This is a genomic window from Nocardia sp. NBC_00565, assembly GCF_036345915.1.
In the GTDB taxonomy this organism is placed as follows: Bacteria; Actinomycetota; Actinomycetes; order Mycobacteriales; family Mycobacteriaceae; genus Nocardia.
Genome location: NZ_CP107785.1, coordinates 1,976,938 through 1,998,259 on the forward strand (window position 1 = coordinate 1,976,938; position 21,322 = coordinate 1,998,259).

Annotated in this window: 10 protein-coding genes; 2 read left to right on the plus strand and 8 right to left on the minus strand. The window is 67.4% G+C overall.

Annotated features, from left to right (window positions below):
• Nucleotides 1-15: 15 nt before the first annotated feature.
• From OG874_RS09585 to OG874_RS09610, 6 genes are all read right to left on the minus strand, one after another.
• Entirely contained in the window at nucleotides 16-4,221 is a 4,206-nt protein-coding gene (locus OG874_RS09585) for a TIGR02680 family protein (protein ID WP_330254761.1), read from the minus strand.
• Nucleotides 4,222-4,224: 3 nt separating this feature from the next.
• The gene (locus OG874_RS09590; RefSeq protein WP_330257240.1) at nucleotides 4,225-5,619 is read right to left on the minus strand and encodes a TIGR02678 family protein; all 1,395 of its coding nucleotides are present in this window, start codon (nucleotides 5,617-5,619) and stop codon (nucleotides 4,225-4,227) included.
• The gene (locus OG874_RS09595; protein WP_330254762.1) at nucleotides 5,619-7,163 is read right to left on the minus strand and encodes a TIGR02677 family protein; all 1,545 of its coding nucleotides are present in this window, start codon (nucleotides 7,161-7,163) and stop codon (nucleotides 5,619-5,621) included. Before OG874_RS09595 ends, OG874_RS09590 begins: the two co-directional genes overlap by 1 nt.
• Before the next feature lie 96 nt (nucleotides 7,164-7,259).
• On the minus strand, nucleotides 7,260-7,604 hold the full coding sequence (locus OG874_RS09600; RefSeq protein ID WP_330254763.1) for a type II toxin-antitoxin system PemK/MazF family toxin: 345 nt from the start codon (nucleotides 7,602-7,604) through the stop codon (nucleotides 7,260-7,262).
• Nucleotides 7,605-7,826: 222 nt separating this feature from the next.
• Nucleotides 7,827-11,780, minus strand: a complete 3,954-nt coding sequence (locus tag OG874_RS09605) for a CHAT domain-containing protein (RefSeq protein WP_330254764.1) — start codon at nucleotides 11,778-11,780, stop codon at nucleotides 7,827-7,829.
• A 48-nt stretch (nucleotides 11,781-11,828) separates the two neighbouring features.
• Nucleotides 11,829-12,923, minus strand: coding sequence for an XRE family transcriptional regulator (locus OG874_RS09610; RefSeq protein ID WP_330254765.1), 1,095 nt, complete (start codon nucleotides 12,921-12,923; stop codon nucleotides 11,829-11,831).
• Between the two features lie 370 nt (nucleotides 12,924-13,293).
• Here OG874_RS09610 and OG874_RS09615 point away from each other — a divergent pair, with 370 nt between their 5' ends.
• The gene (locus OG874_RS09615) at nucleotides 13,294-13,599 is read left to right on the plus strand and encodes a hypothetical protein (RefSeq protein WP_330254766.1); all 306 of its coding nucleotides are present in this window, start codon (nucleotides 13,294-13,296) and stop codon (nucleotides 13,597-13,599) included.
• Here the strand turns inward: OG874_RS09615 and OG874_RS09620 are convergent.
• Nucleotides 13,501-16,092: an AMP-binding protein gene (locus OG874_RS09620; RefSeq protein WP_330254767.1), complete on the minus strand. Its 2,592-nt coding sequence runs from the start codon at nucleotides 16,090-16,092 to the stop codon at nucleotides 13,501-13,503. The two genes, OG874_RS09615 and OG874_RS09620, sit on opposite strands and share 99 nt — an antisense overlap.
• Before the next feature lie 99 nt (nucleotides 16,093-16,191).
• Nucleotides 16,192-17,094, minus strand: a complete 903-nt coding sequence (locus tag OG874_RS09625; RefSeq protein ID WP_442943389.1) for a PAC2 family protein — start codon at nucleotides 17,092-17,094, stop codon at nucleotides 16,192-16,194.
• Between the two features lie 137 nt (nucleotides 17,095-17,231).
• Here OG874_RS09625 and metH point away from each other — a divergent pair, with 137 nt between their 5' ends.
• Nucleotides 17,232-20,828: a methionine synthase gene (gene metH, locus OG874_RS09630; protein ID WP_330254769.1), complete on the plus strand. Its 3,597-nt coding sequence runs from the start codon at nucleotides 17,232-17,234 to the stop codon at nucleotides 20,826-20,828.
• Nucleotides 20,829-21,322 lie beyond the last annotated feature (494 nt).

A 21,322-nucleotide genomic window follows, 5' to 3' on the forward strand; every position in this document is an offset into this window, starting at 1 on the left:
TCTATCCATTTCGAATCAGCCGACGGGTGCGGGTGCGCCCGGCATATTGTCCAGCGCGAGACCGCCTTCGATGCCATTCGGGACGCGGCGGCGGTTGGGCGAGCCCAAGGCAGCGGTGAGGTCGGTGCCGTCGTGTTCGGCGAGCAGATCGCCGCTGTCCCAGACCAACAGCGTTGCGCTGACGGTGTTCTCGGCGGCGGAATGCGCGAGGTCGTAATGCGCGCAGCCGGGGACGTGCGGGTAGGTGATCCACAGGTCGTAGCCGGTCATGAACAGGTCTAGGTCGAATTGCACACTCAGGCCGAGCAATTCGCTGCGGCCGTTGTCGTCGACGCCCGCGAAGGCCTCGTCCAGCGCGAGCAGGCGCGGCGCCTGCGGGTCGGCGGAGTCGAGCATGACGTGCGCGGCAGCGAACAGCGGCAGGTGCAGGGAGACCGACTGCTCACCGCCGGAGAGCGCGCTGTGCCTGGCCACCGTCAGCCTGTCCTCGCTGCCGTCGGCGGAGATGAGGGTGAAGGAGAACACCCGCCAGGTCCGGTAATCCAGTGTCGCGGCAAGGATTTCGGGATATGAGCGCTCCGGGTGCGCGGCGCGAGCGGCGCGGATCTCGGCGGCGAAGTGCGCGCGGATCGCCGCGAGATCGTCGGCGACGAGCCCGGAGGCGTCCCGGTCGAGTAGCTTGCACATGGCCCGTGCCGCATCGGACAGTGAGTCGGACAGCACCCAGTGCACGCCGATGGTGTTGCCCGAGGACATCCGGCGCTGCTTCATCTCCGCGCCCATCCGGGCGATGAGATCGCGTGCGTCGGTGGTGCGTTCGTAGATCTGCTGGGCCAGGCCGGTGAGCAGCGCATCCTCGAGGATGCGGCGTTCGGCGTCGGTGAGCAGCAGTTCCTGATCGCGGCGGGCGGCGTCGATGCGGGTCGCGAAGTCCGCGAGCGCCGACGGACCGTTGTCGTCCTGGACTTGGACGACGGTCAGTCCGTCCGCGGCATCCCAGTGCAGCCGGTAGTCGCGGCCGGATCCGGCCAACGCGGCGTCGAATTCCTGGAGAGCCGAGGTCACCGCGCTGCGCGTGGATTTGCGAGCGGCTTCGCCCGCACGCACGGAAGACGTTGCGGCGGTGAGGTTCTCGAAGAGTTCGGCGACTTCCGCTGGCAGCACCTGCGGTTCGACCTCGGGACCCGCCGCGGCGATGCGGTACAGCAGCTGCTCGGGGGTCGACCAGGCGGCGTCGCTGCTGGGCCAGCGGCTGTCCGCGGGTGCACCCAGCAAGGTGAGCAGATCCGGTTGGGCGTAGGGCGCAAGGGCCTTCACGTCGGCGAGCACCTCGGTGAGCGCGGTGCCGAGCGATTCGTGCGCGGTGCGGTACGCGGCTTCGGCATCACCGACCGCCTCGATCGCCTCATTGGCGGCCTTGCGGGCGGCCTTCTGCTCCGCCCTGGTCGCCTCGATCTTGGCGCGGGCCTGTTCGAGTTCGCGATCGATATCGGCCGCGCCGGCGCCGAGCGCCGCACGCAGGGTTTCCAGTTTGCGCAGCTGCTCCTGGTAGCCCGCGTTGGCGGCCTCGGCCTCCTCGGCGAAGGCTTCCGCGAGATCGAGTGCCTCGTCGAAGCGGTCCGAGCCCTCGCGTTCACGCTCACGCTCGCGTTCGTGGTCGGTGCGCAGGCGCAGCAAACCGGTCCCGGTGTTCTCGAAATGCCGGATGGCGGCGGCCAACGCATCGATCTCGCGGGCGTCGCGCGGGGTGCGGTGGGCCTGAGCGACCGAGCGCAGTTTCTTCTCGACGGCCGATACCTCCGCCACCGCTTGGTCGAGGTCGCGCTCGGCTTGGGCGACCGCCTCGGAGCGCGACCGCATCATGCCCGCGGATTCCGAGACCGCGCGAAGTGCGGCGGTGACGGCGTAGGGACGCGGTAAGGCCTTGGCAGCAGCGGAGATTCGGGTGAGGTCGGCAGCAGCCGCAGCCTCGTCCGCCTGCGCCTGCCGCTGCGCCTGCTCGGCCGCCTCGATCGCGGCGGACAATTCGGCGAGCCGGATTTCTCGGCGCTTGGCGCGAGCGGCGGCACCGATGAATTCGGCGTCGGGTTTGTGATGGCGGCCCACCTGGACGCCGTGGCGGAAGCCACCGGTACTGCTCACCGCGACGTCGGTGCCGAGCTCGGAGTCCTCGTCGTACAGGGCGATAGAGGCGAGGACGTCGGCGACGACCTGCTCGGGCACGGTCAGGTCGGCCGAATCATCCTCGACGACAAGGACATCGGCCAGGGTCCGGCCGGAAGGACGCGACTTCGGCGGCAGCGGAACCAGGAACTGGTCGGAGGTGTACTCGGGCCGTTCGGATTCCGCACAGACCCAGCTGTCGAGTAGATCGGCGGCGTGTAGTGCGGCCTCGATGCCCGCGGCCTGCGGCGCAGTGACGGTGTCGGCGAACCGAACCAATCGCCACAGCGGAGCCCCCGGACGACCGTGCGCATTCCGCGCGCGGGCGGCGAAAACCGGTGGGGCCTCGTCTCGTTGGGCCGCGACCTCGTCGTGCTCCGCGCTCAGTTCGGCGATCCGGTCACCGGCCGACGCGGCCGCGGTGCGGGCCTCCTGACGGCGGGTGCGGATGTCATCGAGCAGCGGTTCGGCCCGCTCGGCCAACACCTCGGCGACGGCGGCGGCTTCGTCGGAACCCGCCTGCGCCAACGCCGCGTCGAGCGCGCCGAACAGGCCTTTCTGGACGGGGGAGTAGGTCTCTCGATGCGCGTCCCACCAAGTGCGCAGTGCGCCAGCGGCTTCCGTGCGCGCCAGCACAACAGCCGCCTCGGCGGCGGAGATCTCGGCGGCGGCCGATTCCCGCAGCGCCCGCGCGCGTTCGGCGAGCTGTTCGGCCCGATTCCGTTCGGCCGTAGCGGAATCCACCAGGACCAATGCCTTGCGGACCGCGCGTACGTCGGCGTCGCGCTCCTCGGCATGGCCACGGACCGCCGCGGTGAGCTGGTCACCACGGTCGGCCACCCCGACCCAGGTAATGCCGGCCTCCTCGGCGGCGGCGCGCAGTTCGTCCTCGCCGCGGGCCAGTGCGGCTGCCGCGTTCCGCACGGCCGCCTTGGCGCGTTCGGCCTCCTGACTGCGCTGGTCGAGAGTCTGACGGGCCTTGAGCGCCTTGTCTTTGTGCACGCCGGCCGACGTCTCCAGACGGCGGACCGCGTCGGCGAGATCGTCGAGCTGCTGTTTACCCTCGTACGCGCTGGAGCGCTGCAGGGTTTCCCGGTCGGCCAGGGCTTGTTCGTAGGCACGGTCGGCGTCGTCGGCGCGCGCCTCGGCGGCGGTGCGCTCGCCCTCACGGCGCTCGCGCAATGCGGTCGCGGCGAACAGCGCGGTGCTGGCGTGGGTTACCGCGTCCAACCGGGTGCGCACCTGATCGACATCGGTCTTCGCCTGCACCGCAAGGTATTTCCGATACACATCCACGAATGACCTGGTGGCGGTGTCGGCGTGTACCAAACCCTCCAGCGTGCGCCCGACCTCCTCCATATCGCTGAACGAACGGGCCGCATCCAGGATCAGCTGCTCGTCGAGCGGGCGCAAACCGTCGGTGAGCGCCTGCGAAAGCCCGCGTGGATCCAGGTTTTTCGCGAGCTGGGGACGGCGCAGCGTGAGGATCAGGTTGATCAGCTGGTCGTAACGCTGCGTGCCGAGGCCGAACATGCGCGCATCGATCGCGTTGCGGTACTCGACCGGGCGGTCGACGATGGCGTCGGTGCCGATCTGCTCGGCGAGTTGCTTGCGGGTCAGCGGCCGGTCGTCGGGGCCGATGAGCGAGAAGTCCACGCCCGCACGGCCGTCGGCGACGAAGTACCAGCGGGTCACCTTATCGGCGGAGCGGGTGGCGCGCATGCCGATGCCGATGGTGACGACCTCCGGATCGTCCCAATTGCCGCGCGCGAACTCCATCCATACGTACGAGTACGCCGATTCCTGCTTGCGGTACAACAGGTTCGACTTCATCGTTCGTTCTTCACCGGCGAACGGGTTGAGCCTGCGTGGTTCGATCCGGCCGTCGAGCACGAACGGGAACAGCACCTCGAGCGCTTTGGTCTTACCGGAACCGTTGGGACCGCGCAGCACCAGCCTGCCGTCGGCGAAGCAGTACTCCTGGTCGCGGTAGTCCCACAGGTTGATGATCCCGGCGCGGGTCGGGACGAACCGCACTCCGCCATGGATGAGCGACATGGTTTAGATCCCTTCCCTACCAACGGTGTCGGCGGCGGTGACGAACAATTCGGCGGCGCGCTTCGTGCGGACGGTGACCACCGCGCCGCGGTAGCGCGCCAGGGCGGGCAGGATGATCAGGCCGTCCTCGACCACCTGGACCAGGCGCAGGCGTTCCAACAGGGCGGTCACCTCCCTGGCCAGCCCGGGGACATCGGCCTGCCACTGCGCCGCGAAGGTGACCCCATAGCGGTCGGTGAGCGCCTGTACGGTTTCGCGGATCCAGGTCGCTTCGACGAACGGGTAGGTCGCCCGCACCGCGGCCATTGCTTGCGCATTCGGATCCTCTTGCGCCACTTCGGAATCGGTCGATGGAAGGTCGGCGAGCGGAACGAATACCGTGGTCGTGGGGATCGCGCCGTCGAGTTGTTCGGCCAGCGCGGTCGCGGGGTCGGCGGCGCCGGGCCGGATCGGTACCGGATTGTCGATGTCGAGCACGCGATCGGCGATCTCGCCGACCAGCAGTAGCGCCACTTGCGCCAGCGTGCCGGTGCCGGGGAAGCGCACATCGGAGAGGCGGCCGGAGACATCGATCAGCGCGACGCCCTCCGCGCGGCGTTCGGCCCGTAGGCCGGTGAACAACTCGACATCGGCGATCACCCGGTCCTGGACCAGCAGCGGCCGCTCGTCGTAGGCCAAATCCTCGGCGTACACCACCGGCCGCTCGACGAGGCTACGGCGCACCCGGCGCGCCGCGTCGGCAGCATGCGCGTCCGCCGCTGGACCGTGCGCCAAGGCGTCCTCGGTGAGCAGACCGCGCACGCTGTGCAGATGTTGCAGCGCGCGGGGCGGGCGGAACAGGGCGAAGACCACCGGACGGTCGATGTCGTAGAGCGCCTCGCCCGCCTCGGGGTCGGCGGCCCAGCCGCCCGCATCGCCGTCGGCCAGGGTGAGCGCGCCGCGCTGCGCCAGCCAGCCGACGGCGTCGACGAAGGCGTCCCGATCGGCGGCGCGGTCGGGCGACAGTTCCAGACCCTCGACCCGGCCGGTGTAGGCGGCGACCTGATCGGCCAACTCCGACAATGTGATCTGATCGCCGGCGCGGCCGAGGGCGGCCAGCGCCAAGGCCAGATAGGCGTAGCGGCGGCGGTCGAAAACGCGTTCGTTGACCGCGCGCGCCGGTTTGCCGGAGTCGAGGCGATCGATCACCGGGAAGACCCGAGCCGTCGTTTCGGTGACCTCGAGTCGGTAGCCGAACAGTTCGGCCAGATCCTCGCGCAGTTCGGTGGCCCAGCGGCGGATCAGCGGCAGCGCGATCCGGTCCGGAAAGGTTCGGGTGATCAGGTGGTTGGCGAGGATCACCCGGGCGGCGCGCTGGTAGTTGTCCAGGGCGAGCGAGTCGACGCGGCGGGCGTTGATCATGCGCGCCGTCCACGGGTCGACTGCTTTACAACCAGTCGGCGATTGTTCAGATGCAGCAGGCCGTGTGCGGTGCGGACCACGGTCGAGCCCGGATGTTCGGAGACGGTAAGGGTGACGCCGCTGTCGGAGCCGGTGGTGCCCTCGACGCGGCCGCTCACCGGGACCCATGCGGTGGAGGCGGCGTCGAGCAGACGCAGCAGCACCTCGGTCTCGCGTTCGTCGAGCACGCGGTCGTGCACGTCGGCGGCGGCGAGGGATTTGGCGGCCTCGGCGCGGGCGCGCTGTGCGTCGAGCTGGGCTTCGCGCAGTCGGCGCATTCCGGCGTCATTGCGTTGAATCCGAGCGGGCGCGCCGGCCTGCGGCGGCCTGCCCGTTTCGGCGAGGGTGCGGGAGATCTCCAGTGGCGGCGCCTCCCACCAGGACCGGATGGCCGGGATCAGATCGGCGTCCGGATGTTCCAAGGAAAGGTGGCGTGGCCTGCCGAGACCGAAGACAGCGTCGAAAAGCGCGTGCGCGCTGTCCGCGGTGGGCGCGGCGGTGAACCAGCCGGCGAGATGCCGCAGTGCCGACTCGCGGCTGACTCCGCCCTTGCGCGCGTCCGTGACCCGACGCAACAGCGACAGCACCGCGGCGATGGCGCTCATTGTCGCCTCGCGCAGCCGGTCCGCCTCGGTCGAGGAGGATTCACCAGGAATATCGGAAGCCGTCGCGACGAACCAGGTTCGCAGACCGTTCCAGCGCGCCCGCCAATCCGCCTGCCGCTCAGCCACACTGAGCAACACCCGCTCATCACAGCCCGCCGCCCGCTCGATGAGTTCATCGACGCCGGTCTCCTCGATCACACCGATCGCCGCGGCCAGGCGCGGTGCGAAGCGCGCCAGATCCATGCTGAACTCCCGCATATGCGCGAGCAGCGCGTCCTTGTGCGCCAGGAACGACTCCGGGGTGATCTCGGTGGTGCGCACCATATCGCCGAGCGAGAGATAGAAATGCGCGGCCCGCGCCGCCATATCCGATAGCGCGGCATCGAGTCGGCGCAGCGTGCGGTACACGCGCTCGGCGTCACCGGCCTTGTTCGCCGCGGCGAGGGTATTGAGATCCGCCAGCAACTCCGGCAACACCAGCCGCGACAGCGCGGCCTCGTCCATCCGCGCCTCGAGCACCCCCGCGACCGCCCGATACGCCTTGAACCCGGCCTGTGTGAGCTGATACACGTAATGCCGATTCCGATACTCCGCCAACGTCGCGGCACGCGTCCCGTCGTAACTGCGCTCGACCACGCCCCACTGATGCAGCTGATCCAACAGCGGCCCGATCTCCGCCCCCGTCAACTGCGGCGCGTCACCGCCACTGCGCTCGATCCAACTCGCCACATCGTCGGCATGCAGCAACACCACATACGCCGCCCGCGCATGGTCGAACGCCCGCAGCACCCACAGATACTCCGCCCGCTTCTCAGCCGTGGCGAAGGAAAACAGCCGAAGCCGCTCATCCCACAGCGCGGGCGCGGCGTACGGCAGGCCGTCAACGGAGTCGGTCACCGGGAACAGGGTAGTAGCGGGTCGGTCGCGGCCTACAAGTCCGACCCCCATTCGGCGTGGCTGCGTCCGGTTTGCCCCTGTTCGCTCCAGGGTGCGTCAGAGGTCGAACCGGGCCCGCACTCCGATCTTGACCTGGTCGAGCACTTCCGGAGCAAGATCACCGACGTGTTCGGTGAAACTGTCCTTGGCGACGATCGCGATATCGTACAGTGCGATCACCCGCGTGCCCTCGGGCATTGCGACAGTGAGCAATTGGTGCCGTGACGGTACCTCGCGAGCCTCCCGCACCGGCGCCGCGACCAGCATGGGGCGCTGCCGGATCACCACATCGGAGTCGACGACGACCACGGTTGCGCGCCGCCCGGAGATCGGGCTGACGAGATTCCAAACCTGGCCTTGATGTGTGCGGGACCGCGCCAGGCTGCGTATCCCGGGCCGCATCCGAACACGACCGCGGCAGCGCCTCACTACAGCTCACCGGCCACGGCGATCTCTGCTCGCGGACGCGCGGGACTATCAACGTCGAGTCTTCGCCGGCCTCACCGCCGACTGGAGCCCCGACGACCGGCAGCGCTGTGCCGACTATCTCCACGGTGTAGCGGATCAACTGCGGCGGTGACCTTCCGGAATTACCCAGCCTGCGGGCGCAGCCGCTCGGTGGATCTACTTCGCGGGCGGCGGGGATAAGAGGCGGCGGAGCAAGGTCTTGGCTTGTTCGATGACCGCGTCTATGCCGTTGTGGGCGGGCATGTTCGGGTCGGCAATGTCGAGAACTCGGCCCAGGTTGTTCAGGGCGAACTCCATGTCGCGGAGGGCTCGGGGGCTGGCCGGGTCTGTCTCCAAGAGATCCTTGGCGATCGAGAGGGCTTCTCGATAGACCTCAACGGCGGTGTCGAGATCGGCTTCGCGTTCGGCGGTTTGGCCGATGGCGGACAGGATCAGGGCGACGTCGCGATGCAGTTGAGGGTTGTCCGGGTCGTTGGCGGCTAGGCGGCGCGCCAAGACCAGGGCTTCGGTGTTGTGGCGGAAGGCCAGGGTGTAGGCGCCGGTCGCGGCGGCTACCTTGGCCAGTTGGTGGTGGGAGATGCTGAGGTCGCGTTGTTTTTCGGTGTTGGTGGGGTCGGCGGTGGCGAGTTGTCGTGCCAGGGTGAGGGATTGGGTGTAGTGGTGGTCGGCGGCCAGGTAGTCGCCGGTGCATATGGCGAGGTCGCCGAGTTTGTCGTGCGAGATGCTGAGGTCGCGCTGATTTCGGGCGTTGCGCGGGTCGGCGTCGGCGAATCTGCGGTGGATGGCCAGGGATCGGGTGTAATGCGACAGGGCGGTGTCGAGTTCGCCGAGTTGCAGGGCGACATCGCCGGAGCGGTTGAGGGCAATGGCCAGGTCGCGTTGGTATTCGGCATTGCCGGGGTCCTTCTCGGCGAGTTCGCGGTGGATGGCCAGGGATTCGGTGAAGAAGTTGGCTGCTTCCTCGGGGGTTTCGAAAAGTAGCGCGGTGTCGCCGATCTGCTGCATGGCGATGGCGACGTCGCGCGCGATTTCGGTATCGCCGGGATCGGCCCGCGACAGTTCATTACTGATGAGGAGCTTCTCGAGGTAATGGCGGCTGGCGGTGTCGCCGTGTCCAGCGCGCATGGCGAGGTCGCCGAGTTTGCCGTGGGCGATGGCCAGACCGCGGCGAGATTCGGCGGCGTCGGGGCCGATGTCGGTGAGATCACCATGCACGGTGAGGGATTCGGTGTAGAGCCGATGGGCGCCGTCGAGATCCGCGGTGAGCACGGCCAGGTCGCCGAGCCGGATGCAGGCGTTGGCGAGGTCGCGGCGCAGGTCGACCCGGGTGGCGTCGTTATCGGCGAGAGCCCGGCGGATCGCGACCGCCTCGGTGTGGTGGGCGAGTGCGGCGGTGAGATCGCCGGTGCGTACCGCGATATCGCCGAGGCTTTCCAGGGCGCGGCTGAGGACCTGTTGCATCTCGACGCTGTGCGGTTCGGTGCGGGTGAGATGCCGTGCGGTGCGCAGAGATCGGCTGTAGTGCTCGCGGGCGGTGCCGAGGTCACCGGCCAGCATGGCGAGTTCGCCGAGGGTGTCCAGGCCGACGACAAGGGCGCGCCTGGCTTCGGCGCTGCCCGAGGAGAACTGCACTCGGGCACGCAGCACGTCCACGAGCGCGGTCTGGCGATCCGTTGCGGCCCTGAGGTTTCCGGTTCTGCGCAGCGCGCGTACCTCGCGTTCGGCGAGCTCGATATAACCGTGGGTGTCGGTGGGCAGGGTGGGCATGATCTCGCCGAGCAGAGCGGCGACTTGTAGTTGGTCCAGCTCCCGGCAGAATGGCGCGGCGAGTTCGGTCAGCTCCGGATACCGGCCCGCGGCGAGCAGATGACCACATGCCTCGCTGAAGTCGTCGAAATCCCGGAAACCAGCTGAGATTCGGGCGGTCCGCATCGCATAGGCCCGGCTGTGGCGGCGGATTCGGTCCGCGCCCTGATGCGCGTCGAGCGCCTGGGCGACCCACGGGTGCACGAGATAGCGATCGTCATCGGTGGTCAGTAGCGTGAGTCCGAGCAGCGTGTCGATGGCCGCCATGGCGTCGCGGCGATCGGTTCGTGTCGCGTCGGCCCCGAAACGCGCGTGGATGATGTCCAGATCGCGCAGGGGCGCGCGGGACAGCGAAATCTGCAGCAGCAGTTCGCGTTCGGCCGGTCCGAGCAGCTCCAGCAGCGCGTCCATCAAGATGTCCCGCGTGCCGAGTACCACCGCGGTATCCAGGCTTTCGGCCAATGTCCGGTCCTGGCCGAGATCGACGTCGTGTGCGTCGGCCAGCCGACGCAACTTCTCGCCGACCGGACGTAACGTGCCGTCCCCACCGCGCAACAGCGCGTCGACGAATTCGATGAGCCGCGGATGCCCACCGATGGTGCGCGCGACGAGCTGACGCTCATCCGGCCGCAGACCGCTGATCTGGGGCAGCCGCAGAAACATTCGCTTCAGCTCCGCCGGACTCAACGGCGTCAACCCGACCTCCGTGAGACCGGAGCCGCCGGGGATCGGATAGCGACATGTGACCAGCAGTTTTCCCGTCGCCGCCACCCGGCACAACTGCGAAAACTGTTCACCGAAGCCGGGGTCCAGGAATTCCGCACCGCCCGGCCGCGTCAGATTCTGCTCGAAATCATCGAACAGCAAGAGCAATCGGCTGCCGGCCAGTAACCGATGGATATGCTTCAGCGCCTGTGCGTCGCCGACGCGGCCGAGCGCATCGGCCACCGCTCGCAACGCCGGATCATCCTGGATCGCCGCGCGTACCGCCGTACACAACGCCGACGGATTCCATTGCCCCACATGCTCGGCGATATGCCACCCGCGCTCGCGCATTCGCGCGGCCACACGTCCGGCAACCGCCGTCTTCCCGAGCCCACCCATCCCGGTGATCACCACACCGGGGCCGCCCCGTGGCGTGTCGAGCATCCGCACGATATCGCGCACCGCCCCGCGACGGCCGATCAGATACCCGACCGGTAACTCGCGCACCGTCGCACCGCTCGGCGCTTGCGTGCGCCGACCCAGCGCCCGCGGCGGTGCGAGATGATTCCAGAGCGGCCGATCCGCGACTCCGGTGAGCAGTGTCGGCACAAACCACTCCGGCGGCACCACGGCTCCTTCGTTGAGCCGCCGCTGCTCGAGGAAATACCGCGCCTGCCCCAGGGCAAAAGCAACTGACCGGTCGGGATGCGTGGACAGCATGGCGTAGAACGACTTCGCCAACAGCGTGGCGTAGTCATCGGTGACCCGAGTCTGCATGACGAGCACCCGCTCGACACCCCCATTGATCAACGTCCGCGCCAAACCCGCAGGCCCACCGTCGACTCCACCGCAACTCGACAGCACCACCAACGGCAGCGTCCGCTCGGCCGCCCGCAGCGCCGCGATGAGATCCGCCGCCGCGACCGGATCCGGATCGCCGTCCTCGCTCTCCAACTCCAGCATCGTCGCCGACCCGTGCGCACTCAGATGCAGCACCTGGAACTCCTCGGCCCGCAGCGCGGCGGTGATCTGCGACAGCGCGGCGACTTCCAGAATCCGCACCCCGCCGCCACCCGCGGTCGGCACCTGCGATACCGCGTCCAGGATCGCCTGCATCTCGGCTTCGACGTCCAATGGCGCACTGGCCGTGCGGGTCTCGGTCGGTGCGGCGACGGCGGCGAGCACCTTCAACGGTCCCGCCATGAGCATCGGCGCGGCCGCGGCACCGGAATGCCTGCGCGAGACGACCACATTCGGCCGCGTGGCCAGCGGTATGTCATCGGCGAGAACGAGCATTTCATAGGGCAACAGCATCGTGTCGTCGTCCACGTCGAATACGATCTCGGTATCGGAGCCATCGACGAGCAGCGTCAGCTGCCGGGCCGTCCGCGCGTCGAACAGCGCGTCACGCAGGGCCTTGCCGATCTGAATGACGGTGCGACGCACCGTTTCCGGCTGACCGCCCAGCCCATGCCAGGCCGACGCCACCGGTTCCGGTAGCGGCGCGACCCATTCGCCGATGGGCGCATCCGCCGCCAGCACCCTGGTCCGCAAGGATTCGCCCGCATCGCGACGCACCATGACGCGAACTCGATTCATCGCCCACCCCTAACCACCAGCGATGAAACCAAAACTACGCCCGAATGATCACTCGGGCGACAGCGTCCGCAACTGGTCCAGATACACCCGGGTGCGCGGATCGCCGGGGAACCGCTCGATGATCTCCCGCGCCGCCTCGCCCGCGATCCACATCAGCGACGGCAGCGACCGGCGCTTCCCGGCGAAGGCCCGCATGCCCTCCTCCAGTGCGAGCTCCAGATCCCGATCGCGCACGGCGACGACAGCGAGAGTCAGATGAGCCTCGGAGACCCGCATCGGATTGCGCACCGTGCCATCGGCCCTTGTCGAGTTGCGGATCACCTCGCGCGCATAGGATTCGGCGAGCCGATCCTCGCCGGCCACCCGGCAGCAGTCCATCGCGTAGAAGTCGAACTTCTGCGGATCGACCACGAAATGGTTGTCCAGATTGGTCGGATGGTCGAGTCGCTCGAGGATAGCTCGGCCCTGGTTCAGCGATGCATCTACCTCGTGTCGATCGCCGAGCCGGGCCCATGCCTTCGCACGTTGAGCGGACAACTGGACGCCGACGCCAAGTTTGCTGGTGGCCGCCAGCGCCGGGTCGACCGCTTCGATCGCGCCGCGATAGTTGCCCTGGGTCAGCGCGAACCAGGCCGCCATTTCCGCAGCCCAGCCGGTGATCTCGGCGTTCTCCGACTCCCGGCCGAGTGAGTGCGCCGCGCGTCGGGTGGCTTCGGCGGTGGTGCGCCTGCCGAGGTCGTAGTCCACGCAACCGACCAGCAGCGCGACCCAACCGGCCAGTACGAGGATTTCCCGATGCTGCGATAGCGTCAGTCGGCCGTCCAGGAGTGAGGTGATGCGGCGCAACCAGGACGTGCCCTCGGTGTGCAGATTGTGCGGATCGGCGAAGGGATACTCGCAACACAGCCGCTCGGCGGTGATGCGAATGGCGTCCAGGGTGGCGGTGGAGACGTCCGACATCCGCAGTCGGCCAATGAACTCCAGCGTGTCCATTCCAGTGGCCGAAAGCAGCTCATCGTCCCGGTTAGGGCGATTTTTCGGGAAGAACGCCGCCGTCACCGTATCGAATGCGGCCGCGATGATAGGGGCATAGAAATCATCCGGTCGCGACTCGCCCGACTCCCAACGACGCCAGTTGCGCAAGAGGGTACTGTCCGTCGGCAGGTTGTGCGAAGACTTCGCGCGCATCACACGGACGGCGTCGGCTTGTGACCACCCCCGCGCATCGCGTTCGGAGCGCATTCGGACAGCCCAGACGGGTCGATCGTCTCCAGCGGCCACATCTGTAGTATCTCATCAGTTAACGCTCGGTGGCCCGAATAGGGCATACAGATGTCACTGGGTTGACAGCTGCACTCGCAGTTTTGCGTCCTACATGATGGATATGGGCGCGGAAGGTTTGCCAAGCCCCATATTTAAGAACATCTGCTCTTGCAAGTGCGCAGCACCCCTCGGCGACGAGGGTGATCCACTAAAAGAGAACAGCGAGATCCCCAATCCAACGGAGGTTCGGGTGGAAGCGTTGATCTATGGATACGTGCGTGACGATCTGGCCGATGGCCAAAGTGCAGAGCTAGAGGATGCGATGAGCAGCCTCGCCCGCGAAGAAGGGCTCTGCTTCGCCGCAACATTCCATGAATCGACTTCCGGTGATGGCACGGCGTTCGCCGAGCTGACCCAGGAGCTCAAGCGGGCTGACGCGCACCACGTTGTGGTGCCGTCACTCGATCACTTTGCCGGCCAGACGATTCCGCGAGACATTCTGATCGCGAAGTTGGCCCAGGATGCCGCGGCCCAAGTGTGGACCGTCGAGGAGTGATCTCTTAGCGATAGCGCGCTTCGCGGACAGGCGTCGCACTCCTGCCACCATCCGCGCCCCGAGCACACCGGCGCCGAGCGATGCGAGCAACGCCAGGACATGGTGTTGCCCGAACAGCGGATACACCTGCCAGTGCAGCAGATAGACGAACAGTGAGCTGTCGGCCAATATCGCTGCGGCCCCGGCGATCAGCGCCGGAACGCGTACCGCGGGCAGCCAGATCAACAAGAGCAGTCCGGCCATGACGAGCCGCTCCCGATCGATGACGCCGAAATAGCCGGGCACCGAAACGAGCAGTACCGCGCTCACCAGCAGCCGCTGCCAGATCGTCGTAGCCTTCGCCGCGGCCCAGCCGAGCGCGAAGAACCAGCAGGCCAGCGGAGAAAAGGGCACCTCGGCCTTCGGGTAGAGCCCGAACGACTGGTACCGGAACACCAGCGTGAGCGCGACCACCCCCAGCGCGAACCAGAACGGCTCGCGCCGCTGCAGCGCATCGACGAACGGCACGCGGATCAGCAACGCGGCCACGATCATGAACAGCACCAGCACCTCGATGAACCACAGGTGCCCGGCGGTATCGCTGTCGTGCGGCCCCAGAATCTTGTTGAGCAGCAGCACGTTCTGCCAGCCGTAGTAATCGGAGAACAGCAGCGTGAGCGCCACCCAGCCGGCCGTCGGGACGGCGATGAGCGCCACCGTGCGCAACGCGTGGCGCAACCGTTCGGCGCGTTCGGATCCGGTCACCGCGAAGCGGGCGAAGTTGAATCCCGCGACGCCGAGCAGGACGTGCGCGGCGCCCCACGCGATGAACAGGCCGATATGTGAACTGGCGATCAGCACGATGCCGACCGCGCGCAGCAGCGTGCCGGTATCGAGTGATCGGCCGAAGATGGTGGGGTGGCGCGGAATCGCCGATAACTCGGCGACGGTGCGGTGCGGCCAGTCCGACGGGAGCCGCCCGAGTGCCCGTTCGAGGCGGGCGGCGGTGGTCACGTAGGACAGCGAGTTGCCGCCGAGATCGACGAAGGTGCTGTCGGGGCGGATCAGGGCCGGATCCAGGCCCAGCGCAACGGCATACAGGGCCGCAATGTCGCGGGGCATCGGGTCCGTCGGCGTCGGTGCGGTGAGCAGTCGGATGGCCGGGTAGTCGGGTTTGCCGGTGGGCAGGCGGGGTATCTCGTCGACCGCACAGGCCTGGATGGCGGCGGCGGGTAGTCCGGACAGCCGGGCCGCCGTCCCGGTGAGCGAGTCGTCCGCGTTCTCGGCCGCGATGACCAGCTGGTCGCCGGTATCGGTGCAGCAGGCCGTGAAACCGGCCGCGGCCAGTCCGGATTCGACGTGTTGCAGGTCGATGCGCAGGCCGAAGATCTTGGCGAAGCGGCTGCGCCGGCCGACGACCTGGTACAGACCGTCCGGTGTGCGCCGGGCCAGATCGCCGGTGCGCAGGCCGTCCACGGTGTGGCCGATGGCCAGATCGCGCGGGCAGGTGGCGTAGCCCATCATCACGTTGGGGCCGTGATACACCAGCTCGTGAGCGTCCCCGTGGTCATCGATCGGCTCGAGGGTGAATCGGCCGCCGGTAATCGGCACACCGATGCAGTCCGGGTGTTTTCCGGCCAATTCCGGTGGCAGATAGGCCATTCGCGCGGTGGCCTCGGTCTGGCCGTACATGACGAAGAAGTCCCATCCGGCGCGCTGGCCGAGACGGGCATACGCGCGCACCCGCTCGGGTGCGAGGCGCCCGCCGGCCTGGGTGATGTAGCGCAGATCGGGCAGGCGCATGCGATCGAAGCCGATGCGGTCGAGCAGGTCGATGGTGTACGGGACCGCCGCGAACGAGGTGACCCGGTGGACGCGCACGTCGTCCCAGAACTCGTCATCGACAACCGACCGCTCGGTCAGCAACAGGCTCGCACCGCGCAGCAGATGACTGTGCACGACCGACAGGCCGTAGCAATAGAACATCGGCAACGTCGTCGCCGCGCGATCCTCGGGCCCGATGGACAGGTACTCGGCGATCGAGGAGGCATTGGCCAGCAGGTTCCGCGCCGACAGCCGCACCAGTTTCGGCGAACCGGTCGAGCCCGAAGTGCTCAGCAGCAGCGCGAGATCCGGGTGCAGTCGATGCGCGGAGACCGCGCGCCGGACCTCCGGTGTGTCGCCGTCGATCACGACATCGGGATCGTAGGTCGCCAGCAATTCATTGGTGATCTCGGCGGCGAGCAATACGACGCAGCCCGCGCTCAGCGCGCCGAGATACGCGACGAGCGAGTCGATATCGTTGCGCGCCGCGAGCGCGACGAGCCGCCGGTTCGGTCCGAGCTGTCGCGCGTACTCCTCGACGAGCGCCGCCAGCTGCGCATAGGTGATCCGTTCCGAACCATCCGGCACCGATTCCGCTGCTGTGACGGCCGCCGATGGAGATCGAGAGCAAAGGACGGCGATCCGGTCGTCGAAATGGCGAAGGTGCGCGACGATCCGGTGAATAGTCACCGGAAAAGTCTAGATGGCAAGCCTTTCCTCACCTACACGTGGCCCCATGGCGAACTTCCGGTGAACTACGTGGACCAGAACCGCAGCGGCTCGAACGGATTACAGTCCGAAGCTACCCGGACCGCGCCTGCGCAGGTACTTTTCGAATTCGGCGGCGATCGCGTCACCGTCGATCTTGGCCATCGCGTCGTTCAGATCGACGGCCGCGTCGCCACGCTCCTCGAGTGAGCGCACATACTCGCTGATCTCGTCGTCGCCGACGGTCATCTCGTTGACGGCGTTCTCCCAGTCCTCGGCCTGCTTGGGCAGCTCACCGAGTGGCACCTCGATATCGAGCACATCCTCGACGCGGTGCAGCAGCGCGATCGTCGCCTTCGGATTCGGCGGCTGCGAGACATAATGGGGGACCGCGGCCCAGAAGGACACCGCGGGCACGCCCGCTTTCACACACTGATCCTGCAGTACACCGGTGATCCCGGTCGGCCCCTCGTAGCGGGTCTGCTCCAGGTTGAACCGCTCCGCGGCTTCCTTGCTGTACGCCGATCCGGTGACCGGCACCGGGCGGGTGTGCGGGGTGTCGGCGAGCAGCGCGCCCAGAATGACGACGGTCTGCACGCCCAGCTGTTCGATGAACTCGAGCAGATCAGCGCAGAAGCTGCGCCAGCGCATATTGGGTTCGATACCGCGCAGCAGCACGATGTCGCGGTCGCTGCCGGGCGGCGAGCAGACCGAGAGCATGGTGGCGGGCCACTGGATTTCCCTGGTCACACCGTCGACCTGACGTACCGTCGGACGGTTGACCTGGTAGTCGTAGTAGTCCTCGGAGTCGAGTTCGGCCAGCGGCTCGGCATCCCAGATCAGTTCCAGATGCTCGACGGCACCGCTAGCCGCATCACCCGCGTCGTTCCAGCCTTCGAAGGCGGCGACCAGCACGGGATCGCGCAATGTCGGCAGTTCCGGCTCGGGTGACACCGGAGATTCACTGGAGTTCACCCCGGTCAGCCTACGGCGTAAGACCACGGTGTGTTGAATTTGTAGCGGTCGGCGCGGCACCTCGATTTCACCTGTCTGAGTAGGTGTGGACCATCACACCGACATGGTGGCCAAGGGTGTCTCACCCGCCCACTACGCTTGATCACATGTCTGCGTCCATCCCCGCCGAGTTCGATACCACGCTTCTCGACACGCTCCGTCGGCGTGTCGTCATCGGCGACGGTGCGATGGGCACGATGTTACAGGCGGCGGATCTGACCCTGGATGACTTCCGGGGTCTGGAGGGCTGCAACGAAATTCTCAACGACACCCGCCCGGACGTGCTGCGCAGTATTCATCGCGCGTACTTCGCGGCCGGTGCGGACGCGGTCGAGACCAATACCTTCGGCTGCAATCTGCCGAACCTCGCCGACTACGACATCGCCGACCGGATTCGCGATCTGTCCGAGCGCGGCACTCGCCTGGCCCGCGAGGTCGCCGACGAGATGGGTCCGAGCGCCGACGGCACCCCGCGCTATGTGCTCGGTTCGATGGGGCCGGGCACGAAACTGCCGACGCTGGGTCATGCCCCCTATACCGCGCTGCGCGACGCCTACACCGAGTCGGCGCTCGGCATGCTCGACGCGGGCGCGGATGCCATCCTGATCGAAACCTGCCAGGACCTGCTGCAGGTCAAGGCGGCGGTGACCGGCAGCCAGCGTGCGATGGCCCAGCTCGGTCGTCGGATTCCGATCATCACTCACGTCACCGTGGAGACCACCGGCACCATGCTGGTCGGTAGCGAGATCGGCGCGGCGCTCACCGCGCTGGAGCCGCTCGGCATCGATATGATCGGGTTGAACTGCGCCACCGGGCCGGACGAGATGAGCGAGCATCTGCGTCATCTGTCCAGGCATGCGACGGTTCCGGTTTCGGTGATGCCCAACGCCGGTCTGCCGGTGCTCGGCGCGAATGGCGCGGAGTACCCGCTCTCACCCGAGGAACTGGCGATCGCTTTGCGTGGCTTCGTCTCCGAGTTCGGGCTCGCGCTGGTCGGCGGCTGCTGTGGCACCACGCCCGAGCACATCCGGCAGGTCACGGCGGCGGTACGCGAGGTGGAGCCGACGCTGCCGCCGCTGGACGCGCGCCGCGAACCGGTGCACGAGCCGAGCGTGTCGAGCATGTACACGGCGGTGCCGTTCGAACAGGACGCCTCCGTCCTGATGATCGGCGAGCGCACGAATGCCAACGGTTCCAAGGCATTCCGCGATGCCATGCTCGCCGAGGACTGGCAGAAGTGCCTGGACATCGCCAAGGACCAGACCCGCGACGGCGCGCACATGCTCGACCTGTGTGTGGACTACGTCGGGCGCGACGGCACCAGGGATATGCAGGCCCTGGCCAGCAGGCTGGCGACCGCCTCGACGCTGCCGATCATGCTCGACTCCACCGAAACCCCGGTCCTGCAGGCCGGTTTGGAGCATCTGGGTGGTCGCTGCGCGGTCAACTCGGTGAACTACGAGGACGGCGACGGCCCCGAATCGCGGTTCCAGCAGACGATGAAACTGGTCGCCGAGCACGGCGCCGCGGTGGTCGCGCTGACCATCGATGAGGAGGGCCAGGCCCGCACCGCCGAGAAGAAGGTGGAGATCGCCGAGCGGCTCATCGCCGACATCACCGGCAACTGGGGTCTGCTGGAGAGCGACATCATCATCGATACGCTGACCTTCACCCTCGGCACCGGCCAGGAGGAGTCGCGGCGCGACGGCATCGAGACCATCGAGGCGATCCGGCTGCTCAAACAGAAGCATCCGGACGTGCAGACCACCCTCGGCCTGTCGAATATCTCCTTCGGCCTGAACCCGGCCGCGCGCCAGGTGCTGAATTCGGTGTTCATGCACGAATGCGTCCAGGCCGGACTGGATTCCGCGATCGTGCACGCCTCCAAGATCCTGCCGATCGCGCGCATTCCGCAGGAGCACCGCGAGACGGCGCTGGATCTGGTCTACGACCGCCGCAGTGCGGACTACGACCCGCTGCAGACGCTGATGTCGCTGTTCGAGGGGGTGTCGGCATCGTCGTCGCGGGCCTCGCGCGCCGAGGAAATGGCCGCGCTGCCGCTGTTCGAGCGCCTGGAGCGCCGGATCGTCGACGGTGAGAAGGCCGGTATGGAGGCCGATCTCGACGCCGCGATGGCCGAGGTGCCGCCGCTGCGGATCATCAATGAAACGCTGCTGTCGGGCATGAAGACGGTCGGCGAGCTGTTCGGCTCCGGTCAGATGCAGCTGCCGTTCGTACTGCAGTCGGCCGAGGCGATGAAGGCCGCGGTGGCCTACCTGGAGCCGCATATGGAGGCCACCGACGACAGCGGCAAGGGCCGTATCGTGCTGGCGACCGTCAAGGGCGACGTGCACGATATCGGCAAGAACCTGGTCGACATCATCCTGTCCAATAATGGCTACGAGGTCGTCAACCTCGGCATCAAACAGCCGATCGCGACCATCCTGGACGCGGCCGTCGACAAGAAGGCCGATGTGATCGGCATGTCCGGCCTGCTGGTGAAGTCGACCGTGGTGATGAAGGAGAACCTGGAGGAGCTCAATACCAAGGGCGTCGCCGACCAGTACCCGGTCCTGCTCGGCGGGGCCGCGCTGACCCGCGCCTACGTCGAGAACGATCTCACCGAGGTCTACCACGGCGACGTGCACTACGCGCGCGACGCCTTCGAGGGCCTACACCTGATGGACCAGATCATGACCCGCAAGCGCGGCGGCGGTGTCGATCCGGACAGCCCGGAGGCGATCGCCGAACGCGAGAAGGCGGCCGAACGCAAGGCGCGCCACGAGCGCTCCAAGCGGATCGCCGAACAGCGCAAGGCGGTGGAGGTGCCGATCGAGGTGCCCGCCCGCTCCGATGTGGCGGCCGATCTGCCGGTCGCGGTGCCGCCGTTCTGGGGTACACGGGTGGTGAAAGGCGTTTCGCTGCAGGAGTATTCGGGGCTGCTCGATGAGCGTGCGCTGTTCCTCGGACAGTGGGGGCTGCGCGGTCAGCGTGGCGGCGAGGGACCCAGCTACGAGGAGCTGGTGGAGACCGAGGGGCGTCCGCGGCTGCGTTATTGGCTGGACCGGCTGTCGACCGAGGGGGTGTTGCAGCACGCGGCGCTGGTGTACGGGTATTTCCCGGCGGTCTCCGAGGGCGACGACGTCATCGTGCTGACCGAGCCGAATCCAGATGCGCCGCAGCGCCACCGGTTCACCTTCCCGCGCCAGCAGCGCGACCGTTTCCTCTGCATCGCCGACTTCATCCGGTCGCGCGAACGTGCCCGCGAGACCGGCCAGGTCGATGTGCTGCCGTTCCAGCTGGTCACCATGGGCCAGCCGATCGCCGACTTCGCCAATGAACTGTTCGCGGCCGACAACTACCGCGACTACCTCGAGGTGCATGGCATCGGCGTCCAGCTCACCGAGGCGCTCGCCGAATACTGGCACCGCCGCATCCGCGAAGAGCTCGTGCTGGAAGGGCATTCGGTCGCCGACTCCGATCCCACGGACGTGCTGGACTACTTCAAACTCGGCTACCGCGGCGCGCGGTACTCCTTCGGCTACGGTGCCTGTCCGGACCTGGACGATCGTGCGAAGTTGGTGGATCTGCTGGAGGCCGATCGCGTCGGCGTCGTCCTGTCCGAGGAGCTACAGCTGCATCCGGAACAGTCCACGGATGCCTTCGTCCTGCTGCATCCGGAAGCGAAGTACTTCAGCGCCTGACCAACGGTGGCCGCACGAGCTCATGCGTGAGCCGTGCGGGCATTGCCAGGTCGGCCCAAACAATGCCGACCGGTCTGTTGGTATCTGCGAGCTCGTATCGGACCGGTGCGGACGTTGTGATTCTCGCCGCAGCGATCTCGGCTCGGACGGCTGGGTTTCGGATCCGACATGGCCTTGATTACCTCGTGATATGTGTGATCAATTGCGCCGGAAGCGATCGCGCGGCGACACGAGGGGCCGCGACGCGCGGGTGTTTCCCGGCAGCCGCGCGCGCCTGACCTGGGGTATCGCCATCCGGTCCGCGTGGCGGTGGATGGATGTCGGTCCGGTATGACAAAGTCGGAACTGTTGGTACTGCATCCGGGGCAGTCGCGGATGCGAACATTCTGCGGCAATTCGGGTGCAAAGCACTTCAGCGCGTAGCATTTTCGAAAGATTTCCGCTTACGCGCGGAGTGCGGGATGACTCGGCGAGCAAGCAGGAGGGGTACAACA